The sequence below is a fragment of the Bacillus sp. 2205SS5-2 genome (genome assembly GCF_037024155.1).
In the GTDB taxonomy this organism is placed as follows: Bacteria; Bacillota; Bacilli; order Bacillales; family Bacillaceae_K; genus Bacillus_CI.
Map to the genome: position 1 here is coordinate 1 of NZ_JAYKTS010000023.1, position 21,727 is coordinate 21,727.

Below are 21,727 nucleotides of genomic sequence, written 5' to 3' on the forward strand. Positions count from 1 at the left end.
CCTCAGGGCAGCCACTTCCGCTTTTCATGATCCAGCTGCAGTGGCTTGAGGCTCGGGGTCAAATGAATAACTCTCCAGTGATGCAGGCATCACCTACGAGCTCTTCATTTGCCTGTCGCCTCAGGGCAGCCACTTCCGCTTTTCGTGATCTAGCTGCAGTGGCTAGGGACTCGGGCATTTGTCAGCCCACTACGTGAAGCAGGCTTCACTTCGTGTTCTGCCAGATACCTGCCGTCCCTGGGCAGCCACTTCCGCTTTTCTTAAACGATGCCCGCATCAAAGTTATATCATCGATGATCAACTGTTACTAAAAGCTAAAAGCATTGCGAAAAAATCCTTCATCTAAAGAAAGGAGAGTTGTAAGATGAGTGAATTAGTCCCCTATATTTCTATAATGGGTTACAAAATCAATGTATTCCCAGAGGAGGAAAATCCCATGAAATCAAAGTTTCGCCCATCCATCATTAGCTACATGAGTCTTAGGGACATCACCGACATACTTAATGAGTTAATCGAAGACAACCAACAAAACGAAAAAATGGTGAAAATACTAACTGAGAAGAAAGTGGAAGTACACGAGAGATATGGCAGAAGGTAAACGGAGAGCTAGCATTTTAGAAAACAAAAAAAAGGAGCAGGTGAGCTGTAACTCATCTACTCCTCCTGTGCGAAAGAAGCATCACACAATACAATAATAAGTGATTATATTGTACGACTTTTTTTCAAAAAAATCAAGTCGTAGTTGTATTTGGTGATGACTTCTTTCGGCAAAATGAAAGGAGTTTTTGTTGTGGCAAAAAAGGCAATAACTATCATTGCATCAGTCGAGGCTTATTCGAATCTGTCCACTTTTACTACAATCGAAGAATTAAATCAAACTGTTCGCTCATACAAAAAACAATTGGCGGATCAATTAACAAAGTCAACACTCAAAGTTTTGGATCACCTGCACAGATACTCTGCTAAATACTTGGGCGTTAGCTTCTGTTCCAAAAACAACATCGCTCAGACTTTAAATATCAGCCGTAAAACAGTCATCAGAGCTTGTCAGAAACTAGAAGTGTTAGGTGTGATTAAACAGCTAGAAACAAAGCGGAGAACAGATATGCGACAAACAACAAACGCAATAATAATCCAGCCAATTGAGCAGATTGTCCCACAAGAGGAAGTGGAAAACGAAGGGAAATGTCCCACCAAAAAAACAACTAAATTTTTAAAACAAATACCTTTAAAAACACGTACAGATACATCTGAGCGTGTTAATCCATCCCAAGACACAAACGTATCGGATTGGGTGAACAAAGACTTCTCCACAATCTGTGGCTCATTTTACAACGCTAAGGACGTGGAGGAGTTTTGGCGAATCGTCTATATCAGCAATAAGATGTATCAAATGCAAATGCAGGATCTAATTTGTGTATCTGTGGATGCTTTTAAGCAGCTAGTGGTTAAAATCAAGCGAGGAAAAGTAGAGAATAAATTCGGCTATTTTACGGGAATTCTTCGGCAAAAAATGAGACGAACTTTTATGCGAAATGCTTTTAATAGTTTTTTGGAAACATAAAAAAGAAGCCTTATTTATTGGCTTCATTGGTTTGTTTAACGTTAAATAAATCCTCAATTGGCCTATTTAACGCTCTACTAATTGCAAAAAGATGAGCATCTAAATGGGAAGCATTTTTATCAAATCGAGATATAGCGGATTGAGGGATCTGGGCCATCTCAGCTAATTTAGTCTGGGTTAAACCTTCCTCTGCTAATATGTCAGATAAACGGGGTTTTACGGTTATGCCATTAATCATATAAGCACCTCCTTGTATATAGTATGCAATAATCAATAAGCAATTTCAAATAAATTTATATAAAACTATTGACTATGCACTATTGCATAATGTATAGTGTAGACATAGCCAATATTAAACGAAAGGGGGAAAGCAAGATGATTAAGTTTATCGAGAAAGAGAATCTGTATCATCTCAACTTAAATTCGTTTGAGGGTATTGAGGATTCTGTAAGACAGGAAATCCAAACTCATTTTAATGATTTAAACTCTAATACAGATATTAAAAAATTAGTATTTGCAAGAATTACACCTTCTTCATTTTTTATTAAGGTGATTAAAAACTATGACAATATTCCAGGCGAGAAATTTGTATGTTATCACTATTTCTCATTCTATAAGTCATCTTTGTTCTTAAGCGAGGTGGATGGAAATGTTTTTGAAATTCTAACCAGTGCAATTGATGGCGGAGGATTTAATTAAGGACAATAAAACGTTCCAAATTTTCATATTGTTTAAATTGGAACGTTTTTAAGAAGAAATTTCAATCAAAAACACTCATTCGACAGATACCTCCAAAAGTAGTCACGTTTTGCTGTATAAATGTTTTTAAAATCCTAGTATTTTAGAGGTGTAGCATGACTAATACATAAAAATTACACTTCATCTCAGATCAATAAAACTAAAGAAAGGAGACTGTTATGCTACAGGGAGTAGGCAACTGTATTTATTGTTGGCAGAATGATTGTGAATGTGGGCAAGAGTATCTGGTCGAGGATGATTACTTTTTAAATACTAAAATGGAATATGAGGGGGAGCTAATAATGAAAACATTTACAGGTAAAGTAGAACTAACGGTATCCAAGGAGTCAAATCAAGAGGTAACTAGATTCGTAGAGGAACATGATCTGCAGCATTTTATCGAGGCTACACTTATAGTCAAATTGCCGGGTGGACGAACTATCACGCTTAATGTGGAGGATATCCCATTTTATAAATTCCAAGCTCATGACGAAGATGGGGTAGAAATAGAAACACCGCAATTTGTTTAATCAGAATAAAAAATGATGGAGGGACAAAAATGACAACGAAATGTGAAATACCTACTTATGTAAGGTGGGGAAATGTTCCAGAAGGATTGGCAACTAAAACTCAAATGAAAAATGTCTACGGTTTAAGAGTGCATAACAATGCAGAAGTTGTTGCATACGTCAGAGCTTACGCTCAAGGCAGATGGAGAGATTTTAATTTATATAAAATTGAAGATGGCATAGAAATTAAAAAAAGAGTGGTAGATATTAGCCATATAAAAATCTCCCCATCTACCATTGCTGAAGCTCTCTACATTATCAACAAATCGGCTAAAAAGAGTAGGGACACAAAAAATCATTCTTACGATAGTAAAAAATACAGTGTAGTAAGTCGGTCTAAGACAAGACAATTAAAACTTTACAACCTAAAAGATGCGGTCATTAATCAATTGCTAGAACTAAATCAAGGGGAATTTTTAGGATACCATCGTCAGGTTTTACAAAGAGAAAATGAAGATGTGACTAATTATCTAAAGCTATACAAATTAGGTAATTTTACATTTCATTTACCAGCGTTTCATAGTCAGGTTGAGGGACTCAAAGATCTTGGTGAAATCGGAGTGATCTCTTCAGATTCAATAAGTTTAGATATAAAATTTCATGAATCTGTAAAATTATTGGAAACTTTCATAGAAAATAAGGCAATTTAAACAATAATAAAAAATCCTATTCTAAAGTGTCTGCTTGGCGGCTCGAACATTTTAGAATAGGATTTAAATTAAATTTTAAATTCGACAAAAAACTACTAGCATTTGACAAATAAGTTATGTTAAGTTGGAAACGGAATAGTGCCTTGAAAATAAGTAAATAGCCCAGTTCATCAGATTTTAAAAAAGATGATCTATGCTTAGCTTTTTAATATTTTTTTTGCTAGTTCAATAGATAAACCTATACTACTATCTGCTAATAGTTTACCACAGATTTATATAATGTCAAACATTTAATTGAAAAGTTTTTTTAAGGAGGTGTATTAAATGGAAACAATTACAATCGAAGACATTAAAAAGTGGTCTAAAGCTGATATCATCGAGCATTTACAAGTGAGCATAGATGAGTTAGGTAAACACGAATACGACTCCAAGGAATATCATGCTATTCGTGACCACATTGATGTAGTGATTAACATTATTGACGAATTACTACCAAGATGAAATACATATTTTAATGGAATTTGGATTGAAGGGAGGTGAGAGTTTGAAAGATTTCTTTTTTTGTTATGACAAAAATTTATCTACATATCTAAATGAGCAGGGAATTAAGTGCGTCACTGTGGCAAAAGACATAAAAAAAGGTCGCATTTTTAGTTTGTACATAATCAATAGTAACTTCCAATCGGCACTGAGCCAATATAAAAAATCCAAATTAAATCAAGGGGAGAAAGCGAATGCAGGAAAAAGAATTACTTAAGATCAAATCCCTTTGTGAAGATAGCATAAGGGATTTTTTGCAGTTTAATCACAACGAAAATAAAGTGTTTATGCCAAATGAGATTTTTGATGATCTACATAGAAAATTTAATACGCTGTTTCCAGAAGATCATGAGAAGAATGGAGCAGTGGGGTCACACGTAGCTTTTACATACTCATATGTATACTTTATAGCGTGGCTGCATCGGTATTGTAAGTACAGCGATACATGGATAACGACAAACGGTATAAAGAAGTGTTTAAGGTATTCTCCTACAACGAAAACGATTGACTTTATCATAAAAAAAAATGGTGTGTTAGATGATTTAGGATATACTTTGACCACAACAAATTATCCTATCTACTGGACTTTTGAGGATCAAGACTTACAGTTTGTCACCGTTTCGGATTTAGATGAGGTTGATAAACAGTACATAACGCAAAAATTGAGAAACTATAAAGTTAAATTTCCGGTTAAACAATTTTATCGTGACAGAGAATCATATGAGGAAGGTATCATTGATGGAGCTTATTACGAAGTGTACAACACTCACATGATTGACTTTGAGGTATTTATGTTTTGTATGGGGGAAAAGGATTTAGGTTGCACAGGATTTTACCTCTACAGCTACTTAAAAATGATGAATGATCAATTTAAAAATGGATTTGATGTGGCATTAGCAGACCTTACACATCAAACGAAAATTAAGGACAGAACGCTAGATAAATATCTCAAGTCATTAAAAAAATACCGAATGATTAATTGCATACATAATCAAGATTACTACGTGAGTGGCTTAAGTAAAGAGGAGCGGAAAGCGAATACATATCAAACAAATGAGTACACCTTCTTTTCAAATGAGCCTGTTAAGGTTAAAAACATTGAGTCTATGCGCCTACAAGATTATCGAAAATGGAAAACAGAAAAAGAGGAAATCAATAACCGTGATATTGATGGAGAAGTTGCAAACTTACCATTTAATTTTTGAAAATGTAAAAAGTAGTTTTTCTGCGGTACATATAATATAGTCTATAAATTACCCTACTTATTATATTTAATTAATTATTATTAAATTAGTAATAAATGTATATTGATAAATTATTATTAAATATAAGTAAAAATTAATATCTATATTCTAACTACCGCAAATAAACTACTTTTTGCAAAATCTGTTTTTAAGTTAATCATTAACGTTCTATATCAATGGAAGAATTCGGGAAGAAAAGAAAAAACGTGTACATTTGAAAAGCTGATAAAGGTTGATATAGCGTTGTTTAATTTAACTAAAAAAATCTATACATTCCAATAATGTTGATATATCAAGCTTTTTTGAGGTTTTTTATGAATAGCCTATAAAGGAAGAAAAATAAACAAAAAAGTAAAAAAATGTCCTAGTTTAGAAATCGGCTTAAAGCCCATAGTATCAACGTTTATTTTATATTTTGTTTGCTAAAGTTACTATAAACCCTTACGTATCAATGCTTTCAGCCATTTTTCATGGATAGTCTATAAAGGAAGAAAAATAAGCAAAAGAGCAGAAATATGTGAAGTTTCAGAATTAGCTCAAATGCTTGATACTAGTGGACTTCACAGAAGTAATGATAGTTAAGAAATCCATAATCGCTTGCGCCCCAACGCTTTTAGCCATTTTTCATGGATAGTCTATAAAGGAAGAAAAACAGCGTGAATACAGGGAAAAACGTGTACAATTGGAAAGCTGATAAAAGCCTTTACTATCATGTCTTATCAATAAAATAAAATTTGAAACTAGCGCAAAGTCTTTCATATCAACGCTTTCAGCCAATCTTGATGGATAGTCTATAAAGGAAGAAAAATAAATATTTCATTTTAGTCAGAGGAAATCTCCTCTGACTTTTTTGTTTTGTGTCGTTTTATTGCACAAAAATATATTTTTAAAAAAGTTTAAGCTTTCTTTTAAAAAGCAGAAAGGATCGTGTCGAATGGAAAATCAACCATCGAAGAAAAAAAGACAAAAAATAAGTGAAACTGCTTTAGGACGAGTGGGAGAAACAAACACTAATAGTTTAGGCTCATTGATGATTGTGGAGCAGTATAATGGCTCTCAAAATGTGCTTGTCAGGTTTGTTGATCAAGAAAACACTGTTAAAACTACCTGGCATCAATTTGTTACTGGTAGAGTGAAGAATGTTAATGATAAAAGTAAATTTGCCATCGGCTATATTGGGGAAGGAGATCATCCAGTCCGTGTAGATGGTAGATACACAACGAAATATTTAACTTGGAGTGCCATGTTGATGCGTTGTTATAGTAAGCAATTCCAAAAAGATCATCCCACATATAAAGATGTTTCTGTGTGCAAAAAGTGGCACAGCTATCAAAATTTTGCATCGTGGTTCGATGCGAATTATTATGAGATTGATGGCCATAAAATGCATCTTGATAAAGATATTTTAAAAAAGGGAAATCGTGTGTACAGTCCAGAGACTTGTGCGTTTGTTCCCCAATTTATCAACGGAATGTTTGCCTCAAGGAAAGCTTTAAGAGGAAATACACCGATTGGAGTGAAAGTTTGTAGCAGATACGGTGATAAATATGAAGTTAGGTGTTGCAATAACAAAGGCGGTCGTGTGTATCTGGGGAGATTTGATTCTCCAGAAAAAGCATTTGAGGTTTATAAAATTTATAAAGAAAAGCTGATTAAGGACGTTGCGGATGAATTTAAACATCAAATTCCTGAACCTCTGTATGATGCACTTTACAAATATAAAGTTGATTTTACTGATTGATTTACAAAAAAATACATAATTAACAAAGGAATCCTTCGTTAAATGTCGAAATGTAGTTTGAAGGAGGATGGTAATAAATGTATTTTTATTTAGAGAAATATAGAGATATCAACGATTACATAGTTAAAAGGTTCAGCATTAATGATGAAAAATTAATTAAACTAATACTTGCAGATGTAAATTGTGAAGCTTTGTCGAATGAGTTTTTTCAAAGGCATACTGCATATAAATCATTTGATCATTTTGTTAAAGAGAATCCGTTTATTGAGAACATAGGTCACAGATTGGTTGTTTATAATGCAGTGAGATTTGATGAGTTTGTCCAGGAGAGCACCAAGTATTTAAATTTTGAGGATTTACTTGCTGCTGCTTATAGGCTTTACGTTTAACTTTTCTGCACATGTAAAATGAGGAGGAAAAAGAATGAATAAAATTTATAAAGAGTCGTTTGCAATTATTCGGCTTGTTCTTTTGATTAAATTCGTATTTTTTACATCGATTGCTTGTGCGATTGCATGGGTGCTCGGAGCAATTTTACAGATTAGTATAAATTATTTTATTCCAATTGGATTAATGGTCATTCTGTACATTTTTGTGGGATTGCTTACATTTGTTCAGTTGAAAACAATGAAAAATATTTCTGATCATGTCGGAAAAGGATTTAAGCTTTAATTAAGATAGGGGAAAATTCCCCGATGTTGCGAGTTATGGTATAGTAAGTAAAAACAGTGGCATATACTAGTCTATCAGCGTTTAAAAAAGGTGGTGAGTGGTATATGCGAAATGAGGAGGAGAAAGATATGTTTGCAGATGCAATTAAAAGAAAACCTAAGAATAAGCGAACAAACCTTTTATCTACTGCAACACCTAGTGATTTGAAAACTCTCAACGAGAAAACTAAAAAGAATAGAGGTATAAGTAACTTAACCTATAAAAAAGTTTTTGGGGAAAACTGATAAATGACTGAATCAATTTTTATTGACTCTAATAATTGGTATTTAATTGAAAGAGGATTCTTTTTTCAAGCAGCAATGAGTTATTATTCAGACCAAGAACAGCCTTTGAGGTTTTTAAAGAGAGATGAAGAAGGAAATCTCATTATTGAAAGAGAAAATGGAAATTTTGATCCTGTTATTATTGATGGAAGACCTAGAGCAGTGGAGCAGGATATTGTGATTACTGTTAAACCAAGGCAAGTGATAATTCTTTCAAACAACATTTTAAATAAATCAAAAGATTATGATTACGTGCAAGTTGCCCCTATTATGGGATTAAAAGAAAGGGATTTAGTTAAAAACTGGTATCAAGATTTGATAAATGATTCTCATATTGGTTTTGCATATATTCCAAGAGGACTGTACGGTATTGAAGTTGATTTAACTCAAATCACCACAATCCATAAAAGCATGTTACTTAAAAAACAGACGAAAGTTCCTGAAGACAGAATGAAATTTATTGATTCCCATATTGCAGAATTACTGGACATGTGAAATGTTTTTATGAGTCTCACCATTATCTGTGGTGGGTCTTTTTGCGTTGAAAAAAATAGGGAGAATGTTAAGGAGTGACGAAATGAAAAAATTAAACAAAATGATTGTTAAAAAATATAATGGTGAAACTTTGAACGAGTATGTTAGCTACAATGAGTACGAAGAAAAAGATATTGAAGGTGTATTGGAAGCTGAGGGTGCTGACTACCTGACGCTTGATGTGGAGTATCATAAGGGATAGTTTTTGTTTGGTGAAAAGTTTTGCTTTTAAAGTTGATGAATTGAGGCAGGGAATCACTTCCTTTTATCGAATTAGTTCGGTGAGGGGAGGTGGTGTGACTGTGAATAAAGAATTGAATAGATTTATAGTTAAATGTGTTTGTGAAGAAAAGGTGTTAATTGATATTAGTGTAGATAATGAGATGTGTGCTAATTATGTTTCTTCTTTGCAAATAAGTGATGTAATAAGCTTTAAGGGGATGAAGTATTCTAAAGAACATGTGGAACTGATTCATCATCAGGTCGGTAGTTTATGGTTAGAAGTAATTGTTTATTTAAAGCAAATAGTTGATTAGAAAATAGTATTTCGTCATCTCAATTGAGGTGGCTTTTTTATTTTGAGGGAGGAATTTTATAATGAATGACTTAAAATATATTAGAAAAATTATAGGGTTGATTATGGCAAACACAGGTATAAGTCATGAGGAGTTATCAAAATTAACAGTTGAGAGTACTCTAGCAATAGGAGAAGCGATACTAGGGGAAAAATGCTTGAACAGATTAAGAAAGGAATTGGATGTTAGCCTTTAAATGTAATAAGATTATTAATTATCACTAAATTAGTTGTTCAGAACGATTGTTCGTATTATAATTGTTCTGAGGCGGTGATTTATGTGGATATTAGAATTGTAAGTGTATTAATTTCTGCGTCAGTAGCATTATTTATTGCTGTTTTGAACCATTTTATTATAACACCTTACAAAGAGAGCAGAAATAGAAAAAGAGAGCAGTTAAAAAACCTATACGCTCCTCTATATGGAATAATTAATGTTAGAATTAAGATGGTGAAAGAATTTTCACTAAGGTCGAAAAAATTAATGCTAGGTAGTACTGAAGGGATAGAATATCAATCAAGGGAAAACATGGAGAAATTTATCTTAGAAAAGGCTGGATACGCTTCTAATGAACTGTTAGATGCTTGGATAGAATATTCTTCACAACTTACTGGAATTGAAGCAGAAAACACTGAACGATTAGTTATCACTGTCGTAAAAGAGTACAACCAATTAAAAAAGAAATTAAATCTCCCTTATAATGCAGAAGAATTAAGGACTGGCATCCCAGAAAGTATAAAAGAATATAGGGATTTTATATCTTAGACATCTCATATGAAGGTGTCTTTTTATTTTAGCACAATTAGAAATTGGAGGGATTCGATGAAAGGTCAAATATTATGTGATACTAATTATTTCGATGAGCAATTTGTAAGAGTGGTAGAACAACTCGGAAAAGAGTTACATGAGCAAAGATGGATTCCAGAAGTTGTTAGAGGATATCTACTTCACCTGGAAAAGCAGATTGAAGAAGCGAAAGATATTGTTGAGGAAATAATAAATGCAACTACTCAAGATCAGAATGAGCTAAGACTAGCTAGCATTCAGAAAAAAACAATTGAATTGTCAAAAGAGATGGATGATTTTATTAAGCGATGGGATAAGGTAAATGATTAACTTAAATATTAATGCTGATAATGTCATCGGAAGATTGGACGAATGTCAATTAGAGCTTGAATCAATATTAGATCAAATAAAACATTTTGAAGAAAAGTATAAAGATATTATCATGATGGATGCACATTTAACAGTGGAATTTAATGAGGATGAGATTGTTAATATGATGGTGTCTAATTTGGTTGATTGAAGAAAGGTTGATGAGTTGATGAAGTCTTATGAGGTAATAAAGAGATTTAAAGATAAGTATAGTAATGAGTCGTTTAATGTGGGAACTATGTACATATCAGACGATGAAGATAGAGTGGAAGAGTTACATGGTAAAGGATATCTTAGCGTTGAGCAAGATACATTAATTAAGCATGTAGGCGGAGGATATTATGTCCTGTCAAATGGTGAGAAGGTAAGGGGTAAGGAGAAGGCTCTAGAAGCATTGAAAGATGTGAGTGTGGATGAGTAACGACTTCTATCGATCTATAGTTTGGAGAAAGAAAAGAGAATACATATTAAAGCGTGATGGATTCTTGTGTCAAGAGTGCAAGAAGTATGGCGTCAATCGTGATGCGAATATAGTGCATCACATAAAAGAGCTGGAACACCATCCTGAGTTAAGGTTGAGCAATAATAATTTAGTTTCGGTCTGTGCGAAATGTCATAACAAATTGCACCCAGAAAAAGGTGGAAGGAGAAAATTTTAATCCCCCCATCATTATTTCTGTTGATTAAACGCTTAGGAACCGGTGGAGGGTAACTTTTTCCAACTACGCACCATTTTACAATAAAAGGGGATTTTCTATTTCTGATTAAAAGGAGGGGTGAGTATGGCTAAAATGTCAGATGAGGAAAAAGCGGTGAGAAAAATTATTAGAAAAACGGAGAAGGATATGCAATCGCTTGGCACATATCGTCCTCAGTTTGATTCGGCAATTAGAGTCTACTCAGAAATGCGATTCCAGTATGATGTGCTCATGCAGCAATTTTATGCAGATGGTTGTAAAATATCTGAAGAATACACCAATAAAGCTGGTGCAAAAAACATTCGTAAAACAGCAATGTACCTTTCGCTCGAAACGTTGCGTAAAGATATTGTCAATCACGAAAATTTATTAGGTCTAACTCCTGCTGGACTAAAGAGAATTAATGATGAGATGGCAAAGAAGAAAAAGAAAATGAGTAAATTAGATTTGGCGTTGAGCTCACTTGACAAGTGAAAACTTCCAGGCGGTATTAAAATATGCCAATGATATAGTTGCAGGAAAAAAAATAGCATGTAAAGAATTAATACAAGGCTGTCAAAGGTTTTTAAATCACCTTGAGGATGAAAGGTATGAACTAAAACACAAAGATGCTGAGTTTTGTATAACAATAATTGAAAAAACATTTACACACATTAAAGGTACCGCCAAAGGAAAACCATATATACTCGAGGACTGGCAAAAGTTTATAGTCTACAATGTGGCAGGATTATATATAAAAGGAAAATCTGAAAGGCTCTATAAAGAGGCTTTTATTTTTTTGCCTAGAAAGAACAGTAAAACTTTTTTTGCATCAGCATTAGCTTGGGCAATGTCGTTACTAGAAAAAAAGTATTATTCGGTGCTTTACATAATTGCTACAAAGTTGGACAGGGCGCTTGAAGCCTTTTACAACATCCTAGAAAACATAGAAATCATGGGGGAAAGAGACAACTTTAGAGTTCTTGACAACAATAGCGAACACAGTATTTCTCGCTCTTTTTATGATCAAGAAGACAATAAAACTGGCGCAATGAAGATACAAGCCTTGGCGTCCGATGCAAAGAAAGCAGACGGACTAAACGGAAATATTTTCATTTTGGATGAGATACATGCTTATAAAAACTCTAATGAGTATTTTGTATACAAACAAGCGATGAAGGCATATGTAAATAAATTGCTAATCGGAATCACCACGGCAGGATCTAATATGAGTAGTTTTTGTTATCAGCGATTACAATACTGTCAAAAAATACTAAACAAAGAAGTCGAAGATGAGCAATATTTTATCTTTATCACAAAGGCTGATAATCCTGAAGATTATACAAATCCTCAAGAGCATGAAAAAGCAAATCCTAATTATGGCGTCACGATTAGACCGGAAGATATTATGGCAGAATCACTTCAGGCTCAAAACGATGTATCGGCTAGGGATGAATTTTTAAATAAATCGTTAAACATTTACACTAATACGATGAGCGCATATTTTAATATTGCAGAGGTACAAGCCTCGGATGAAGAGTACAATTACACTCTTGGAGATTTGGCAAAGCTACCTATCACATGGTATGGGGGAGCTGATTTAGCAAGACTATACGATTTATGCGGTGTTTCACTGTATGGAACCTATAATGATATAGACATTGCGATTACTCACGGATTTATTCCTATTACTCAAGCTAAAGCCAAAGCAGAAGAGGACAACATTCCTTTCTTTTGGTGGAAAGAACAATCGTGGCTGACTATGACTAATAGCGAAATCACCGATTACGAAGAAATAGTAAAATGGTTTAAAAAAATGAAGAGCAAGGGATTTAAAATTAAGAATGTTGGATTTGATAAGCAATACTCTCGTGATTTTGTTCGATCAATGCAAAAAGCAAAATTTAAAATGGAGAACTCTGATCAAGCCTACTGGAAAAAGTCTGAAGCATTCCGAGAAATCGAGAAAAAAATAAAAAAGAGGCAATTCTCTTACTTACATAATAAGGCGTTTGAGTATTGTATCAGCAACGTCAAGGCAGTAGAAGATTCCAACGATAAAGTGAGATACGAAAAAGTGCACGATAATTTTAGAATTGATTTATTCGATGCGACTGTTTTTGCTTGTAAACAATCTATTTTAGCAAGAGATAAAGGAGACAAACTTAAAAGTTGGTTTGAATAAGAGGGAGGTGATTACTATATTTGGATTTAATAAAAAGAAGCAAAAAAGAAGCACAAATCCAGTGGGGTATTGGCTGTCCGGTGGAGATTCTAAAGACATACTGTTGCCTACTGGATTTGTACCTATCACAAAAAATGAGGAAGTAAAGAAATGTCGTCATAAAATTGCTGATCTTGTGTCAAGTATGACAATCATGCTGATGGAAAATGGTGATAACGGAGATGTTCGTTTAAAGAATGAACTTTCCAAAAAGATTGACATTAATCCAAATAAAAACATGATACGGAAAAATTTTATCTATAAGGTTGTAGATGATATGATTTCGGCTGGAAATAGTGTTGTCCAACCAAGGATGAGTGGCAATCTAATTGACAACTTAATTATTTGGGATATTAATAGAGTAAATTTTAAAGGAAATGAAGAGGGATATACAATTTCAATCAATAATGTGCACTATGACCCAGACGAACTCCTTCATTTTTCTTTGATACCAGATGACGAATTGCCTTATAAAGGTCAAGGCTATATCAACACAATTAAAGATACAATCACAAATCTAGTGCAAGCAAACACTACAAAAACAGTATTTTTAAAAAGTAAGTGGAAACCCTCTCTAATCATCAAAGTGCAAGGCGATGCAGAAGAGATACAGGATTCGGAAATGAGAGAAAAGTTGCTTAATAGTTATATTGGAGACACTGAGGCCGGGAAGCCGTGGTTGATCCCTGCAGATGAAATTGACGTACAAGAAGTGAGACCGTTAACACTGCAAGACTTGGCCATACAAGAGAGTATTGTACTTGATAAACGATCAGTTGCGTCTGCTTTCGGTGTTCCTAGTTTTATGATTGGAATTGGAGATTTTAATAAAGATGAGTACAATAATTTTATTAGTTCTGTGATAATGCCAATTGCAAAATCAATCGAACAAGAGTTAACAAAGAAACTTGTTTACTCTCCTACGTGGTATTTTAAGTTTAATCCAAAAAGCTTAATGCAATACAATCTCAGCGAAAAAACATCACATGTCAAAGAGCTGGTGGCGAGTGGTATGATTTCCAGAAATGAAGGAAGGGGCTTGTTCGACTACTCTCCAGTTGATGGACTTAATGAATATGTCGTACTAGAAAACTTTATTCCCGTTGCCGATGTAGGTAAACAAAAGAAACTAAAAGGCGATGATGAAGGGGGTGAGGACTAAATGAAAAAGGAAAAAATGGTCAGGGAATATCGCACAAAATTTAATATAACTCGTGCTGAAGATACTCCTGATGAGTTAATCATTGAGGGGTATTTTGCACTATATGAACAAGAAACCGAGTTGTGGCCAGGGAGCTTTGAAATTTTATCTAAAGGCTGTTTTGACAACACATTGAGTAACGATATACGAGCGCTGTGGAATCATAATACTCAGTATGTGTTGGGCAGAAACAAAAGTGGAACTCTGCAATTGAGCTCCGATGAAAAAGGATTATATGGTGTCATAAAATTACCAAACACACAATATGCAAGAGATTTGTACGAACTAGTGGAACGAAAAGATGTTGACCAATGTTCGTTCGGGTTTGACATCCTGGATGAAAAACTAGAGGAACTTGCTAATGATTCGTTTCGCTGGAGAATCAATGAGGTTGATTTACACGAAATTTCAGTTGTGACTTTTCCAGCTTATGAGAATACAAGTGTGCAAGTCAGAGAAAAGCAAATCAAAGAAATGAAAAGTCGAAAGGTTGAAGCTCAACGACAAAAACTAATTAAACGCTTGGAGGCTGTTAAAAAATGTTGAAGCAATTAAGATTATCTAGGTCACTAGAATTAAAACGTCAAGAATTAAAGTCATATAATGAACGAGAAGCAGAAATCCAGAAGCGCAGTGAAGAGGTAAAAATCGGACTCGAAGATGCTGAGAGCGATGAGGATTTTAAATTATTGGACGAGGAAATTGAAAAACTTGAAAAAGAAAATGATGATTTACAATCCTCTCGAAACTCGTTGCAATCTGAAGTTGAAAAGTTAGAAGAAGAGTTAGAAGAAGTGAACGAAAGAAGTATCAAACAAAAACAAACGCAAAAACGTGAAAAGGGAGCTGCTGAAATCATGAATCGATTACAAGTGAGAGAGTTATACAAATCAGGAGAGTATTATGAGCGTGGAGAAGTTAAGGAATTTTATGATAAGTTTAAGAATTTACGAGCAGTATCAGGGGCTGAGTTGACAATTCCTGATGTAGTAGTTAATCGCATTATGGACATCATGGGAGATTTTACCACGCTGTATCCATTAGTTGACAAGATCCAAGTAACAGGCACTACTCGTATTTTAGTTGACACAGATACTACTGCAGCAACGTGGATGGAGCAAAATGCAACTTTGCCTGCTAGCGATGTTGGCACAGTAACAAAAGTTGATTTTGATGGATTTAAAGTTGGTAAAGTTACTTTTGTAGACAATTATTTGTTACAAGATTCCATTATTAATTTGGATGCATACGTAACAAAGAAAATTGCTCGAGCGATTGCGAAAGCATTAGACCTCGCTATTGTGAAAGGTACCGGAGCGGCCAATAAACAACCTGATGGTGTTATTCCTCAATTGCCGCCTGAAAATAATGTCACCGTTGATGCGGATGCAGATTTAATTAAGAATCTTGTTAAACAAATTGGTTTAATTGATACTGGTGAAGACAGTGTGGGAGAAATCGTATCAGTAATGCATCGTAAAACATTTTACAATCGTTTATTAGAATTTTCGATCCAAGTTAACGCTCAAGGGAATGTGGTTGGCAAATTGCCAAATTTACAAAATCCTGATTTATTAGGACTACGTGTTGTTTTTAATAACAACCTAGCAGAAGATGAAGTATTGTTCGGTGAGTTTTCTCAATATACGTTGATTGAGCGTGAGAGTATCACTATTGATAATTCGGAACATGTAAAATTTGTTGAGGATCAAATGGCATTTAGAGGAAAAGGTCGATTTGATGGGAAGCCAGTTAAACCTGATGCATTTGCACTAGTAACTATACAAGACGTGGCTTAATACATACATAGGAAAAGAAAGGTGGATGCAACTATTTTGACATCCGCCTTTTTATTTTGTAGTAAGGTGGTGAATCTATGTTATTAAACTTACTTAAAATGGACTTGGGGATTACTCATCATTTAAGGGACGAATATTTTGTTAAACTACTGGACAGTTGTAGAGCAGAAATTGAACGAAAGGGCATCGTTTTAGATGAACTAAACGACATTGAAGATGCAATTTTAATTGCTGACTATGCTGCATGGAGTTATAGAAAAAGAACAGAAGACTTGCCTTTATCTAGGAACATCCAGCACAGGATTCGCAATCGTATCTTAAAAGAAAGGGCGAAAGATAGTGGATGATTTTTTAGAATTTATCACCATTACTGAAGAAGAGAATCGCAGAGGCACAATGATAAAAACTAACAAATATAGACAAGTTTTCGCAGATAAAAAATCGATAAGGCAATCAGAATTTTACCAAGCTCGAGCTTCCGAACTCAAACCTGAAATCATGTTTGAAGTGTGGAGCCTAGACTACAAAAATGAAGAAAAACTAAAGTTTAAAAATGAGGAATATAAGGTGATTCGTACATACGAAAAAGATAATGAAAAAACAGAAATAGTTGCTACTAGAGTCGCTCGAAATGAGGTGGTTTAATGGGATTACCAAGTCCGGTCAAGATTAAGAAAAATGGTGTTGAGTATGTTTCGAGTGTGGACAGAGTACAATACACTCTTGCAGAACTTGTTAGGGGAGCGTTAAGAGATACGGGCAAGTTAGTTACAAAACGTTTTAGAAGCGATGTGCACAGGAGAACAGGAAGACTTGCAAAAAACACACAATACTGGGTGAGGCGAAAAAGTGGAGATTTGCAAATTGGATTTAAACCTGGAGGGTTTTATGGAATGTACCAAGAGTTTGGTAGTTCTAAAACGCAAAAATTAGGATTACTGAAAAAAGCAGTTAATGAAAACATCGATGAAATTAGGAGAATACAAGGGAAATATTTATCCGCAATTGACGATGAAAATAGAGCATTAGGATTAATTGATGAGTCGGAAGTGATTTCTGATGATTGAGATTACTGAAATCACGAGAGATTTTTTGAAAACCATTCATCCTAGAGTCTATTTTTCTTTGAAGTCTAATAATGCAAAATATCCCTTTATCACATTTGAAATAAACGATGTTACACCTCACAGCGAGTCTTTAGATTTTTATTCGATCGATGTTGATGTTTGGGATTTACCTCTCAACAACGATGACTTGCCAGTGGACAATTTAAATAAACAAATAAATGGAAATGGAGATATTGTTTCTCCAACAGGATTAAATCGGAAAACTCTTAACAACGAGAGCGCCACCGTGACGTATGCACTGGACAGAACAATTCCTCTCGATGAAGAGGGCACGGGTATCAAAAGAAGAAAAAACGTCTACCATGCTAGACTTTTTGAAAGGGGAAATTAAAATGGGGAATCCATTATCACAAGAGCAAATTGATAACATCCAAATAGATTATGCAATTGTTTTTGCCAACTATGGTGAAGTTGACCAGGAGAAAATCGGGCCAACAAAAGGCGGAGCAGAATTTTCTGCAACCAAAAATATTTACGACATCGAATATGATGGAAAAATGGGAAAAACGAAGGGGATGCAAAACGTAGACGAAATTAATGCCTCTTTAAAATTTAGCGTTTTAGATACGCAGCTTAAAACGCTAGAAATGGTGTTAGCTTCCCAAGCGGAATTCGATGAAGGCACCGGTAAAATTTCCAACAATCAAGGTGGAATCATTGACTCTTCAAAATATCTAAAAAATCTGACAATGTTTGCTAAAACTGTAAATGGAAAATTTAAGAAAATAACTCTTTTTAACGCTATGAATGAAAGTGATTTTGTTTTAGGCGCAAAGCCAAAAGTTGAAGGTGAGATACCCATTGAGGTGTTCGCCCACCATGATCCAATAGTCATGGGTGATATTTATGACATCCAAGATGTCGATGCGATTGCTTAATTGGTGACAGAGATTAAAAATCTCTGTCTTTTTATTTTGAGGAGGAAATTATAATGAAAAAGTTTGAATCGGAACAAATATTTGACATGTTGCCGTACGCTGTTGAAATCTATGAAAAAGTTGATTTAGACAGCTATGCGGAAAAATTAAAAAAGAAATATAAAAATAAAAAAGTTAGTCAAGACAAAATTTTCTGGGAAGTGTTGATGCACATTTTAAAAAATTCTCAAAAAGTTAAAGACGATTTCTTTTCGGTGTTGGCCATTGCTCAAGGGATAACTTTAAATGAAGCAAAAAAGAAGCCAATTAAAGAAAGTTTCGAGACATTTAAAGCAATCATTGAAGATAACGATCTAATGGGTTTTTTAAAAGCATCAGTGGAATAGGATATGAGGAGACTCTGATTTTATTCCACACTCATTATCATTATGAGATGTTAAAAAGAACACCTGTAAAACGCTTAAATAAGTTGCTACAAAAAGCACAAGAAAAAGAAAATGAAAAATTAATTTTAGAGCTGTGGGTGCGCCTCTATCCTCCGATGATGAAGAAGGAACTTGAGTTTGTGTCATTTTTGGATTTTAAAGAAAAAGTCAGCAAGCCTGCTCAAAAAGTCACTGATAAATCCCACAAAGAAATTGAGGACGAATTACTAAAAATTATCGAAAATCATGAGAAGAAAGGCGGTGATAGAAATGGAAATCTTTAAGTTGTTCGGCTCAATATTTATAGACAACGAAAAAGCCAATGATAGCATCGCCAAAACAGATAAAAAAGGTAGAGGGTTGGTTGGCACTTTTGGACAAACTGTCAAATCTGCAGCAAAAGTAGGAGTGGCAATTTCTGGAGCGGCTGTTCTTGCTGGTGGAGCGGTGACAGCATTAGCGACAAAAACAGGAGATTATGCGGATAGAATTCTCGACCTAAACTCCATCACTGGAATGTCAACCGATGCCATACAAGAATGGCAGTATGTTGCCGGGCAAGCTGGGGTGGATATAGAGGCAGTTACAAAAGCTCAAGAAAAATTAACAAAACAAATGAACATTCTCGAAGAAGGCACAGGAAAACAATCAGAAGCGTTGGCTGGGTTGGGGTTGAGCTATCAAGACTTGCAAAGTTTATCACCTGATGAGCAGATTGACAGCATAATCAAAAGTTTGAGTGGAGTTGAAGATCCAGCGGAAAGAGCAAGGTACGGAACGGATTTATTAGGGAGTTCCTGGAGTGAAATAGCTCCAATTGTCTCAATGGGAGCTAATGCCATTGAAGATGCAAAGGGAAAAGCTAATGATTTGGGAACTGTTTTAAGTAATGACGCCTTAAACAACGCAAATAATTTTCGCATGGCGATGGAAGACCTTAAATCAACTCTTGGTGGAGCTGCGATGCAAATAGGCTCGAAAGTTGCGCCATTGTTGACTAATACATTAATTCCAGCCTTTCAAACGGCTTTGCCATATGTCATTGATTTTACTTCTGGATTGGTAGATGGTATTGGAAAAGGAATTGAATGGATTTCTAAAGCATCGGAAAAAGTTAAAACTTGGATTGAAAATAACAAAGAAACACTAAATAATGTAAAGTCAACAATCATGGACGCAATCGGGTTTGTAAAAGAATATATCGCTGGATACATTCAGTATATAAGCGACTTATTTTCTGGTGGGGGGAATCTAGGGGAAACCTTCATGAAAATCTTCACTACAATAAAGTCAACGGCCATTCCTATATTGCAAGATGCAATTTCCTTTATTATGGAAATTGTTGGTCAACTCCAGCAATTTTGGACGGAAAATGGAGACCAAATTGTCCAAGCCGTCCAAAATGCGTTTTCGTTGATTGCTAGTATTATAGAGTTTGTGATGCCTGCCATTGAGCTGATTATCAGAATGGTGTGGGGGAACATAAAAGGCATCATTTCTGGTGCGATAGATGTCATCATGGGAGCCATCAAGATATTTTCCGGTTTGTTTACAGGTGACTTTTCTAAAATGTGGGAAGGGATCAAGCAAATGTTTTCTGGCGCAATAGAATTTGTCTGGAATTTGATAAATCTAATGATGTTTGGTCGGATTTTTGGTGGAATTAAATCGTTTATCACGAAAGGAATCGGTCAGTTTAAATCTTTTTTCACAAAGACCAAGAATATTTTTAAGAATTTAGACACTAGTGTTGTTGGCATTGTTAAAGGGCTTTGGTCAAAAGTGACTGGATTTTTTGATGACATTGCAAAAGGTGGAAAAAGTAAGTTTTCTGATTTGCTTACATCTGCAAAATCTAAGTTTAACTCGATTAGAGACTCAATTGTAAACCCGATCTTAAAAGCAAAGAACCAAGTGAAAGGTTTTATTGATGACATTAGGGGATTCTTTAGCAGATTAAAATTATCCCTACCAAACATCAAGATGCCACATTTTAAAGTAAAAAACTGGTCATGGAATCCCAAGGATTGGATCAAATCACCTCCAAGTTTGGGAGTCGAATGGTATGCAAAAGGCACTGAGTCAGCAAAAGGAGGATGGGCTGTTATTGGGGAGCATGGCCCCGAGCTAATGAAAGTGGAACAGGGTGCGAAAGTGAAGACAGCAGCTCAATCAAGAGGCATCTTAGATAAAAATAACGATGAAACACAGCGTCCTGTAATTATAAAACTAGTTTTAGACGGTCAAGAATGGATTACTAAGAATTTTGGAGTCATTAAAGATTTGCTAGATGATGATCTAGAAATTGAATTATTATCGGAGGGGGTGAAGGAGGGATGACGCCATTTAATTTTACTGTCGAAGACAAGCAAGGAAAACGAACTAGCATGTACGATTTAGGAGTTTTGGTGCTATCATTGCAGTTACCTTCACCTACAGTCTCATTTGACACAGAAAGAGCAGAAGGCTCAGATGGAGAGTATGTTTTGAGCTCAAATTATAATCCACGGCCATTAAATGCAAAGTGTTTTGTTGATGTTCGTAAAAATGATCATTTACTTATACGAAGTAAGTTATTCAAACTCTTTCCCAAAAAGGAAGAGTTTTTTATTTTACCTGATAATCAACCAGACATTAGGTGGAAAGTGAGACTGTCATCTGATTTTACTGTTGACCCAAACTCTGGAATGTTTTCATTGAATTTTACTATTCCAAAAGTCTTTGCTGAGTCGAGAAATGAAATTAAGGTGACCAAATCAACCTCCTCATTTCCAGTTTACAATTATGGTGATATGGCTATCGACCCAACAGAGCATGATTTAAAAATAGTGTTTAAAGGCGATGTCTCAAGTCAGTTGTCGATAAAAAACGAAACTAATGGCGATGAATGGATTTACACAGGTAGCGCCACCGCAACTGATGAAATTGTCATTGATAAAATAAGATGCACTAAAAATCTGCTCTCTATTTATCGAGAGACAAATAGAAAAATAATTAGACTTGATGAAGGTGGAAATGATTTTTCCATATCCGGAGCAACAAACTATACAATTACATTTTTGTACAGGCATTTGCATTATTAGGAGGTGGA

36 protein-coding genes are annotated in these 21,727 nt (G+C 34.8%); 35 read left to right on the plus strand and 1 reads right to left on the minus strand.

Going from position 1 to position 21,727, the window contains the following annotated elements:
- Nucleotides 1-436 precede the first annotated feature (436 nt).
- Both U8D43_RS14695 and U8D43_RS14700 read left to right on the plus strand, forming a co-directional pair.
- On the plus strand, nt 437-598 hold the full coding sequence (locus U8D43_RS14695; protein ID WP_335871934.1) for a hypothetical protein: 162 nt from the start codon (nt 437-439) through the stop codon (nt 596-598).
- Between the two features lie 192 nt (nt 599-790).
- Nucleotides 791-1,564: a helix-turn-helix domain-containing protein gene (locus tag U8D43_RS14700; RefSeq protein ID WP_335871935.1), complete on the plus strand. Its 774-nt coding sequence runs from the start codon at nt 791-793 to the stop codon at nt 1,562-1,564.
- Between the two features lie 10 nt (nt 1,565-1,574).
- On the opposite strand, the gene U8D43_RS14705 is transcribed toward U8D43_RS14700, so the two are convergent.
- A complete protein-coding gene (locus U8D43_RS14705; RefSeq protein ID WP_335871936.1) occupies nt 1,575-1,802 on the minus strand; it encodes a helix-turn-helix transcriptional regulator in 228 nt (75 codons plus the stop codon).
- Between the two features lie 137 nt (nt 1,803-1,939).
- Here U8D43_RS14705 and U8D43_RS14710 point away from each other — a divergent pair, with 137 nt between their 5' ends.
- The 33 genes from U8D43_RS14710 (at nt 1,940) to U8D43_RS14865 (ending at nt 21,719) form a co-directional block, all read left to right on the plus strand.
- The gene (locus U8D43_RS14710; protein WP_335871937.1) at nt 1,940-2,263 is read left to right on the plus strand and encodes a hypothetical protein; all 324 of its coding nucleotides are present in this window, start codon (nt 1,940-1,942) and stop codon (nt 2,261-2,263) included.
- 341 nt (nt 2,264-2,604) lie between these two features.
- A complete protein-coding gene (locus tag U8D43_RS14715; protein WP_335871938.1) occupies nt 2,605-2,832 on the plus strand; it encodes a hypothetical protein in 228 nt (75 codons plus the stop codon).
- A gap of 29 nt (nt 2,833-2,861) precedes the next feature.
- Nucleotides 2,862-3,521, plus strand: a complete 660-nt coding sequence (locus U8D43_RS14720) for a YkyB family protein (protein WP_335871939.1) — start codon at nt 2,862-2,864, stop codon at nt 3,519-3,521.
- Nucleotides 3,522-3,845: 324 nt separating this feature from the next.
- Nucleotides 3,846-4,022, plus strand: coding sequence for a hypothetical protein (locus U8D43_RS14725; RefSeq protein WP_335871940.1), 177 nt, complete (start codon nt 3,846-3,848; stop codon nt 4,020-4,022).
- A 43-nt stretch (nt 4,023-4,065) separates the two neighbouring features.
- The gene (locus tag U8D43_RS14730) at nt 4,066-4,278 is read left to right on the plus strand and encodes a DUF5659 domain-containing protein (protein WP_335871941.1); all 213 of its coding nucleotides are present in this window, start codon (nt 4,066-4,068) and stop codon (nt 4,276-4,278) included.
- On the plus strand, nt 4,256-5,266 hold the full coding sequence (locus tag U8D43_RS14735) for a hypothetical protein (RefSeq protein WP_335871942.1): 1,011 nt from the start codon (nt 4,256-4,258) through the stop codon (nt 5,264-5,266). The genes U8D43_RS14730 and U8D43_RS14735 overlap by 23 nt, the downstream gene beginning before the upstream one ends.
- A gap of 973 nt (nt 5,267-6,239) precedes the next feature.
- Nucleotides 6,240-7,046, plus strand: coding sequence for a hypothetical protein (locus tag U8D43_RS14740; protein ID WP_335871943.1), 807 nt, complete (start codon nt 6,240-6,242; stop codon nt 7,044-7,046).
- 77 nt (nt 7,047-7,123) lie between these two features.
- Nucleotides 7,124-7,435, plus strand: coding sequence for a hypothetical protein (locus U8D43_RS14745; RefSeq protein WP_335871944.1), 312 nt, complete (start codon nt 7,124-7,126; stop codon nt 7,433-7,435).
- 34 nt (nt 7,436-7,469) lie between these two features.
- Nucleotides 7,470-7,718 carry a hypothetical protein gene (locus U8D43_RS14750; RefSeq protein ID WP_335871945.1) on the plus strand — a complete coding sequence of 83 codons (249 nt, stop codon included), beginning with the start codon at nt 7,470-7,472 and terminating at the stop codon, nt 7,716-7,718.
- Nucleotides 7,719-7,846: 128 nt separating this feature from the next.
- Nucleotides 7,847-8,002 carry a hypothetical protein gene (locus U8D43_RS14755; protein WP_335871946.1) on the plus strand — a complete coding sequence of 52 codons (156 nt, stop codon included), beginning with the start codon at nt 7,847-7,849 and terminating at the stop codon, nt 8,000-8,002.
- Nucleotides 8,003-8,005: 3 nt separating this feature from the next.
- Nucleotides 8,006-8,536, plus strand: coding sequence for a type II toxin-antitoxin system PemK/MazF family toxin (locus U8D43_RS14760; RefSeq protein WP_335871947.1), 531 nt, complete (start codon nt 8,006-8,008; stop codon nt 8,534-8,536).
- Between the two features lie 82 nt (nt 8,537-8,618).
- On the plus strand, nt 8,619-8,777 hold the full coding sequence (locus U8D43_RS14765) for a hypothetical protein (RefSeq protein ID WP_335871948.1): 159 nt from the start codon (nt 8,619-8,621) through the stop codon (nt 8,775-8,777).
- Between the two features lie 7 nt (nt 8,778-8,784).
- Nucleotides 8,785-9,111 carry a hypothetical protein gene (locus tag U8D43_RS14770; protein WP_335871949.1) on the plus strand — a complete coding sequence of 109 codons (327 nt, stop codon included), beginning with the start codon at nt 8,785-8,787 and terminating at the stop codon, nt 9,109-9,111.
- Between the two features lie 61 nt (nt 9,112-9,172).
- On the plus strand, nt 9,173-9,346 hold the full coding sequence (locus U8D43_RS14775) for a hypothetical protein (RefSeq protein ID WP_335871950.1): 174 nt from the start codon (nt 9,173-9,175) through the stop codon (nt 9,344-9,346).
- Nucleotides 9,347-9,429: 83 nt separating this feature from the next.
- Nucleotides 9,430-9,915 carry a hypothetical protein gene (locus U8D43_RS14780; protein WP_335871951.1) on the plus strand — a complete coding sequence of 162 codons (486 nt, stop codon included), beginning with the start codon at nt 9,430-9,432 and terminating at the stop codon, nt 9,913-9,915.
- A gap of 57 nt (nt 9,916-9,972) precedes the next feature.
- Entirely contained in the window at nt 9,973-10,266 is a 294-nt protein-coding gene (locus U8D43_RS14785) for a hypothetical protein (RefSeq protein ID WP_335871952.1), read from the plus strand.
- Nucleotides 10,259-10,456 (plus strand): hypothetical protein, encoded by a 198-nt coding sequence (locus U8D43_RS14790; protein WP_335871953.1) that lies wholly within the window; start codon nt 10,259-10,261, stop codon nt 10,454-10,456. Before U8D43_RS14785 ends, U8D43_RS14790 begins: the two co-directional genes overlap by 8 nt.
- 18 nt (nt 10,457-10,474) lie before the next feature.
- Entirely contained in the window at nt 10,475-10,726 is a 252-nt protein-coding gene (locus U8D43_RS14795; RefSeq protein WP_335871954.1) for a hypothetical protein, read from the plus strand.
- A complete protein-coding gene (locus U8D43_RS21070) occupies nt 10,719-10,964 on the plus strand; it encodes an HNH endonuclease (RefSeq protein WP_442893615.1) in 246 nt (81 codons plus the stop codon). Before U8D43_RS14795 ends, U8D43_RS21070 begins: the two co-directional genes overlap by 8 nt.
- A gap of 123 nt (nt 10,965-11,087) precedes the next feature.
- Complete coding sequence (locus tag U8D43_RS14800; protein WP_335871955.1) at nt 11,088-11,477, plus strand: P27 family phage terminase small subunit; 390 nt, start codon at nt 11,088-11,090, stop codon at nt 11,475-11,477.
- Entirely contained in the window at nt 11,467-13,167 is a 1,701-nt protein-coding gene (locus tag U8D43_RS14805; protein WP_335871956.1) for a terminase large subunit, read from the plus strand. The genes U8D43_RS14800 and U8D43_RS14805 overlap by 11 nt, the downstream gene beginning before the upstream one ends.
- Before the next feature lie 7 nt (nt 13,168-13,174).
- Nucleotides 13,175-14,368: a phage portal protein gene (locus U8D43_RS14810; protein WP_335871957.1), complete on the plus strand. Its 1,194-nt coding sequence runs from the start codon at nt 13,175-13,177 to the stop codon at nt 14,366-14,368.
- Nucleotides 14,369-14,953, plus strand: coding sequence for an HK97 family phage prohead protease (locus U8D43_RS14815; RefSeq protein WP_335871958.1), 585 nt, complete (start codon nt 14,369-14,371; stop codon nt 14,951-14,953).
- A complete protein-coding gene (locus U8D43_RS14820; RefSeq protein WP_335871959.1) occupies nt 14,947-16,206 on the plus strand; it encodes a phage major capsid protein in 1,260 nt (419 codons plus the stop codon). The genes U8D43_RS14815 and U8D43_RS14820 overlap by 7 nt, the downstream gene beginning before the upstream one ends.
- Before the next feature lie 77 nt (nt 16,207-16,283).
- Entirely contained in the window at nt 16,284-16,553 is a 270-nt protein-coding gene (locus U8D43_RS14825) for a hypothetical protein (protein WP_335871960.1), read from the plus strand.
- Nucleotides 16,546-16,851 (plus strand): phage head closure protein, encoded by a 306-nt coding sequence (locus U8D43_RS14830; RefSeq protein ID WP_335871961.1) that lies wholly within the window; start codon nt 16,546-16,548, stop codon nt 16,849-16,851. Before U8D43_RS14825 ends, U8D43_RS14830 begins: the two co-directional genes overlap by 8 nt.
- Nucleotides 16,851-17,273 carry an HK97-gp10 family putative phage morphogenesis protein gene (locus tag U8D43_RS14835; protein ID WP_335871962.1) on the plus strand — a complete coding sequence of 141 codons (423 nt, stop codon included), beginning with the start codon at nt 16,851-16,853 and terminating at the stop codon, nt 17,271-17,273. The genes U8D43_RS14830 and U8D43_RS14835 overlap by 1 nt, the downstream gene beginning before the upstream one ends.
- Nucleotides 17,266-17,664, plus strand: coding sequence for a hypothetical protein (locus U8D43_RS14840; protein ID WP_335871963.1), 399 nt, complete (start codon nt 17,266-17,268; stop codon nt 17,662-17,664). Before U8D43_RS14835 ends, U8D43_RS14840 begins: the two co-directional genes overlap by 8 nt.
- Before the next feature lies 1 nt (nt 17,665).
- Nucleotides 17,666-18,211: a hypothetical protein gene (locus U8D43_RS14845; RefSeq protein WP_335871964.1), complete on the plus strand. Its 546-nt coding sequence runs from the start codon at nt 17,666-17,668 to the stop codon at nt 18,209-18,211.
- 53 nt (nt 18,212-18,264) lie between these two features.
- Nucleotides 18,265-18,597: a hypothetical protein gene (locus U8D43_RS14850; protein ID WP_335871965.1), complete on the plus strand. Its 333-nt coding sequence runs from the start codon at nt 18,265-18,267 to the stop codon at nt 18,595-18,597.
- A gap of 47 nt (nt 18,598-18,644) precedes the next feature.
- Nucleotides 18,645-18,920: a hypothetical protein gene (locus tag U8D43_RS14855; RefSeq protein ID WP_335871966.1), complete on the plus strand. Its 276-nt coding sequence runs from the start codon at nt 18,645-18,647 to the stop codon at nt 18,918-18,920.
- On the plus strand, nt 18,907-20,976 hold the full coding sequence (locus U8D43_RS14860; RefSeq protein WP_335871967.1) for a phage tail protein: 2,070 nt from the start codon (nt 18,907-18,909) through the stop codon (nt 20,974-20,976). Before U8D43_RS14855 ends, U8D43_RS14860 begins: the two co-directional genes overlap by 14 nt.
- Nucleotides 20,973-21,719, plus strand: a complete 747-nt coding sequence (locus U8D43_RS14865; protein WP_335871968.1) for a phage tail domain-containing protein — start codon at nt 20,973-20,975, stop codon at nt 21,717-21,719. The genes U8D43_RS14860 and U8D43_RS14865 overlap by 4 nt, the downstream gene beginning before the upstream one ends.
- The last annotated feature ends 8 nt before the right edge of the window (nt 21,720-21,727 follow it).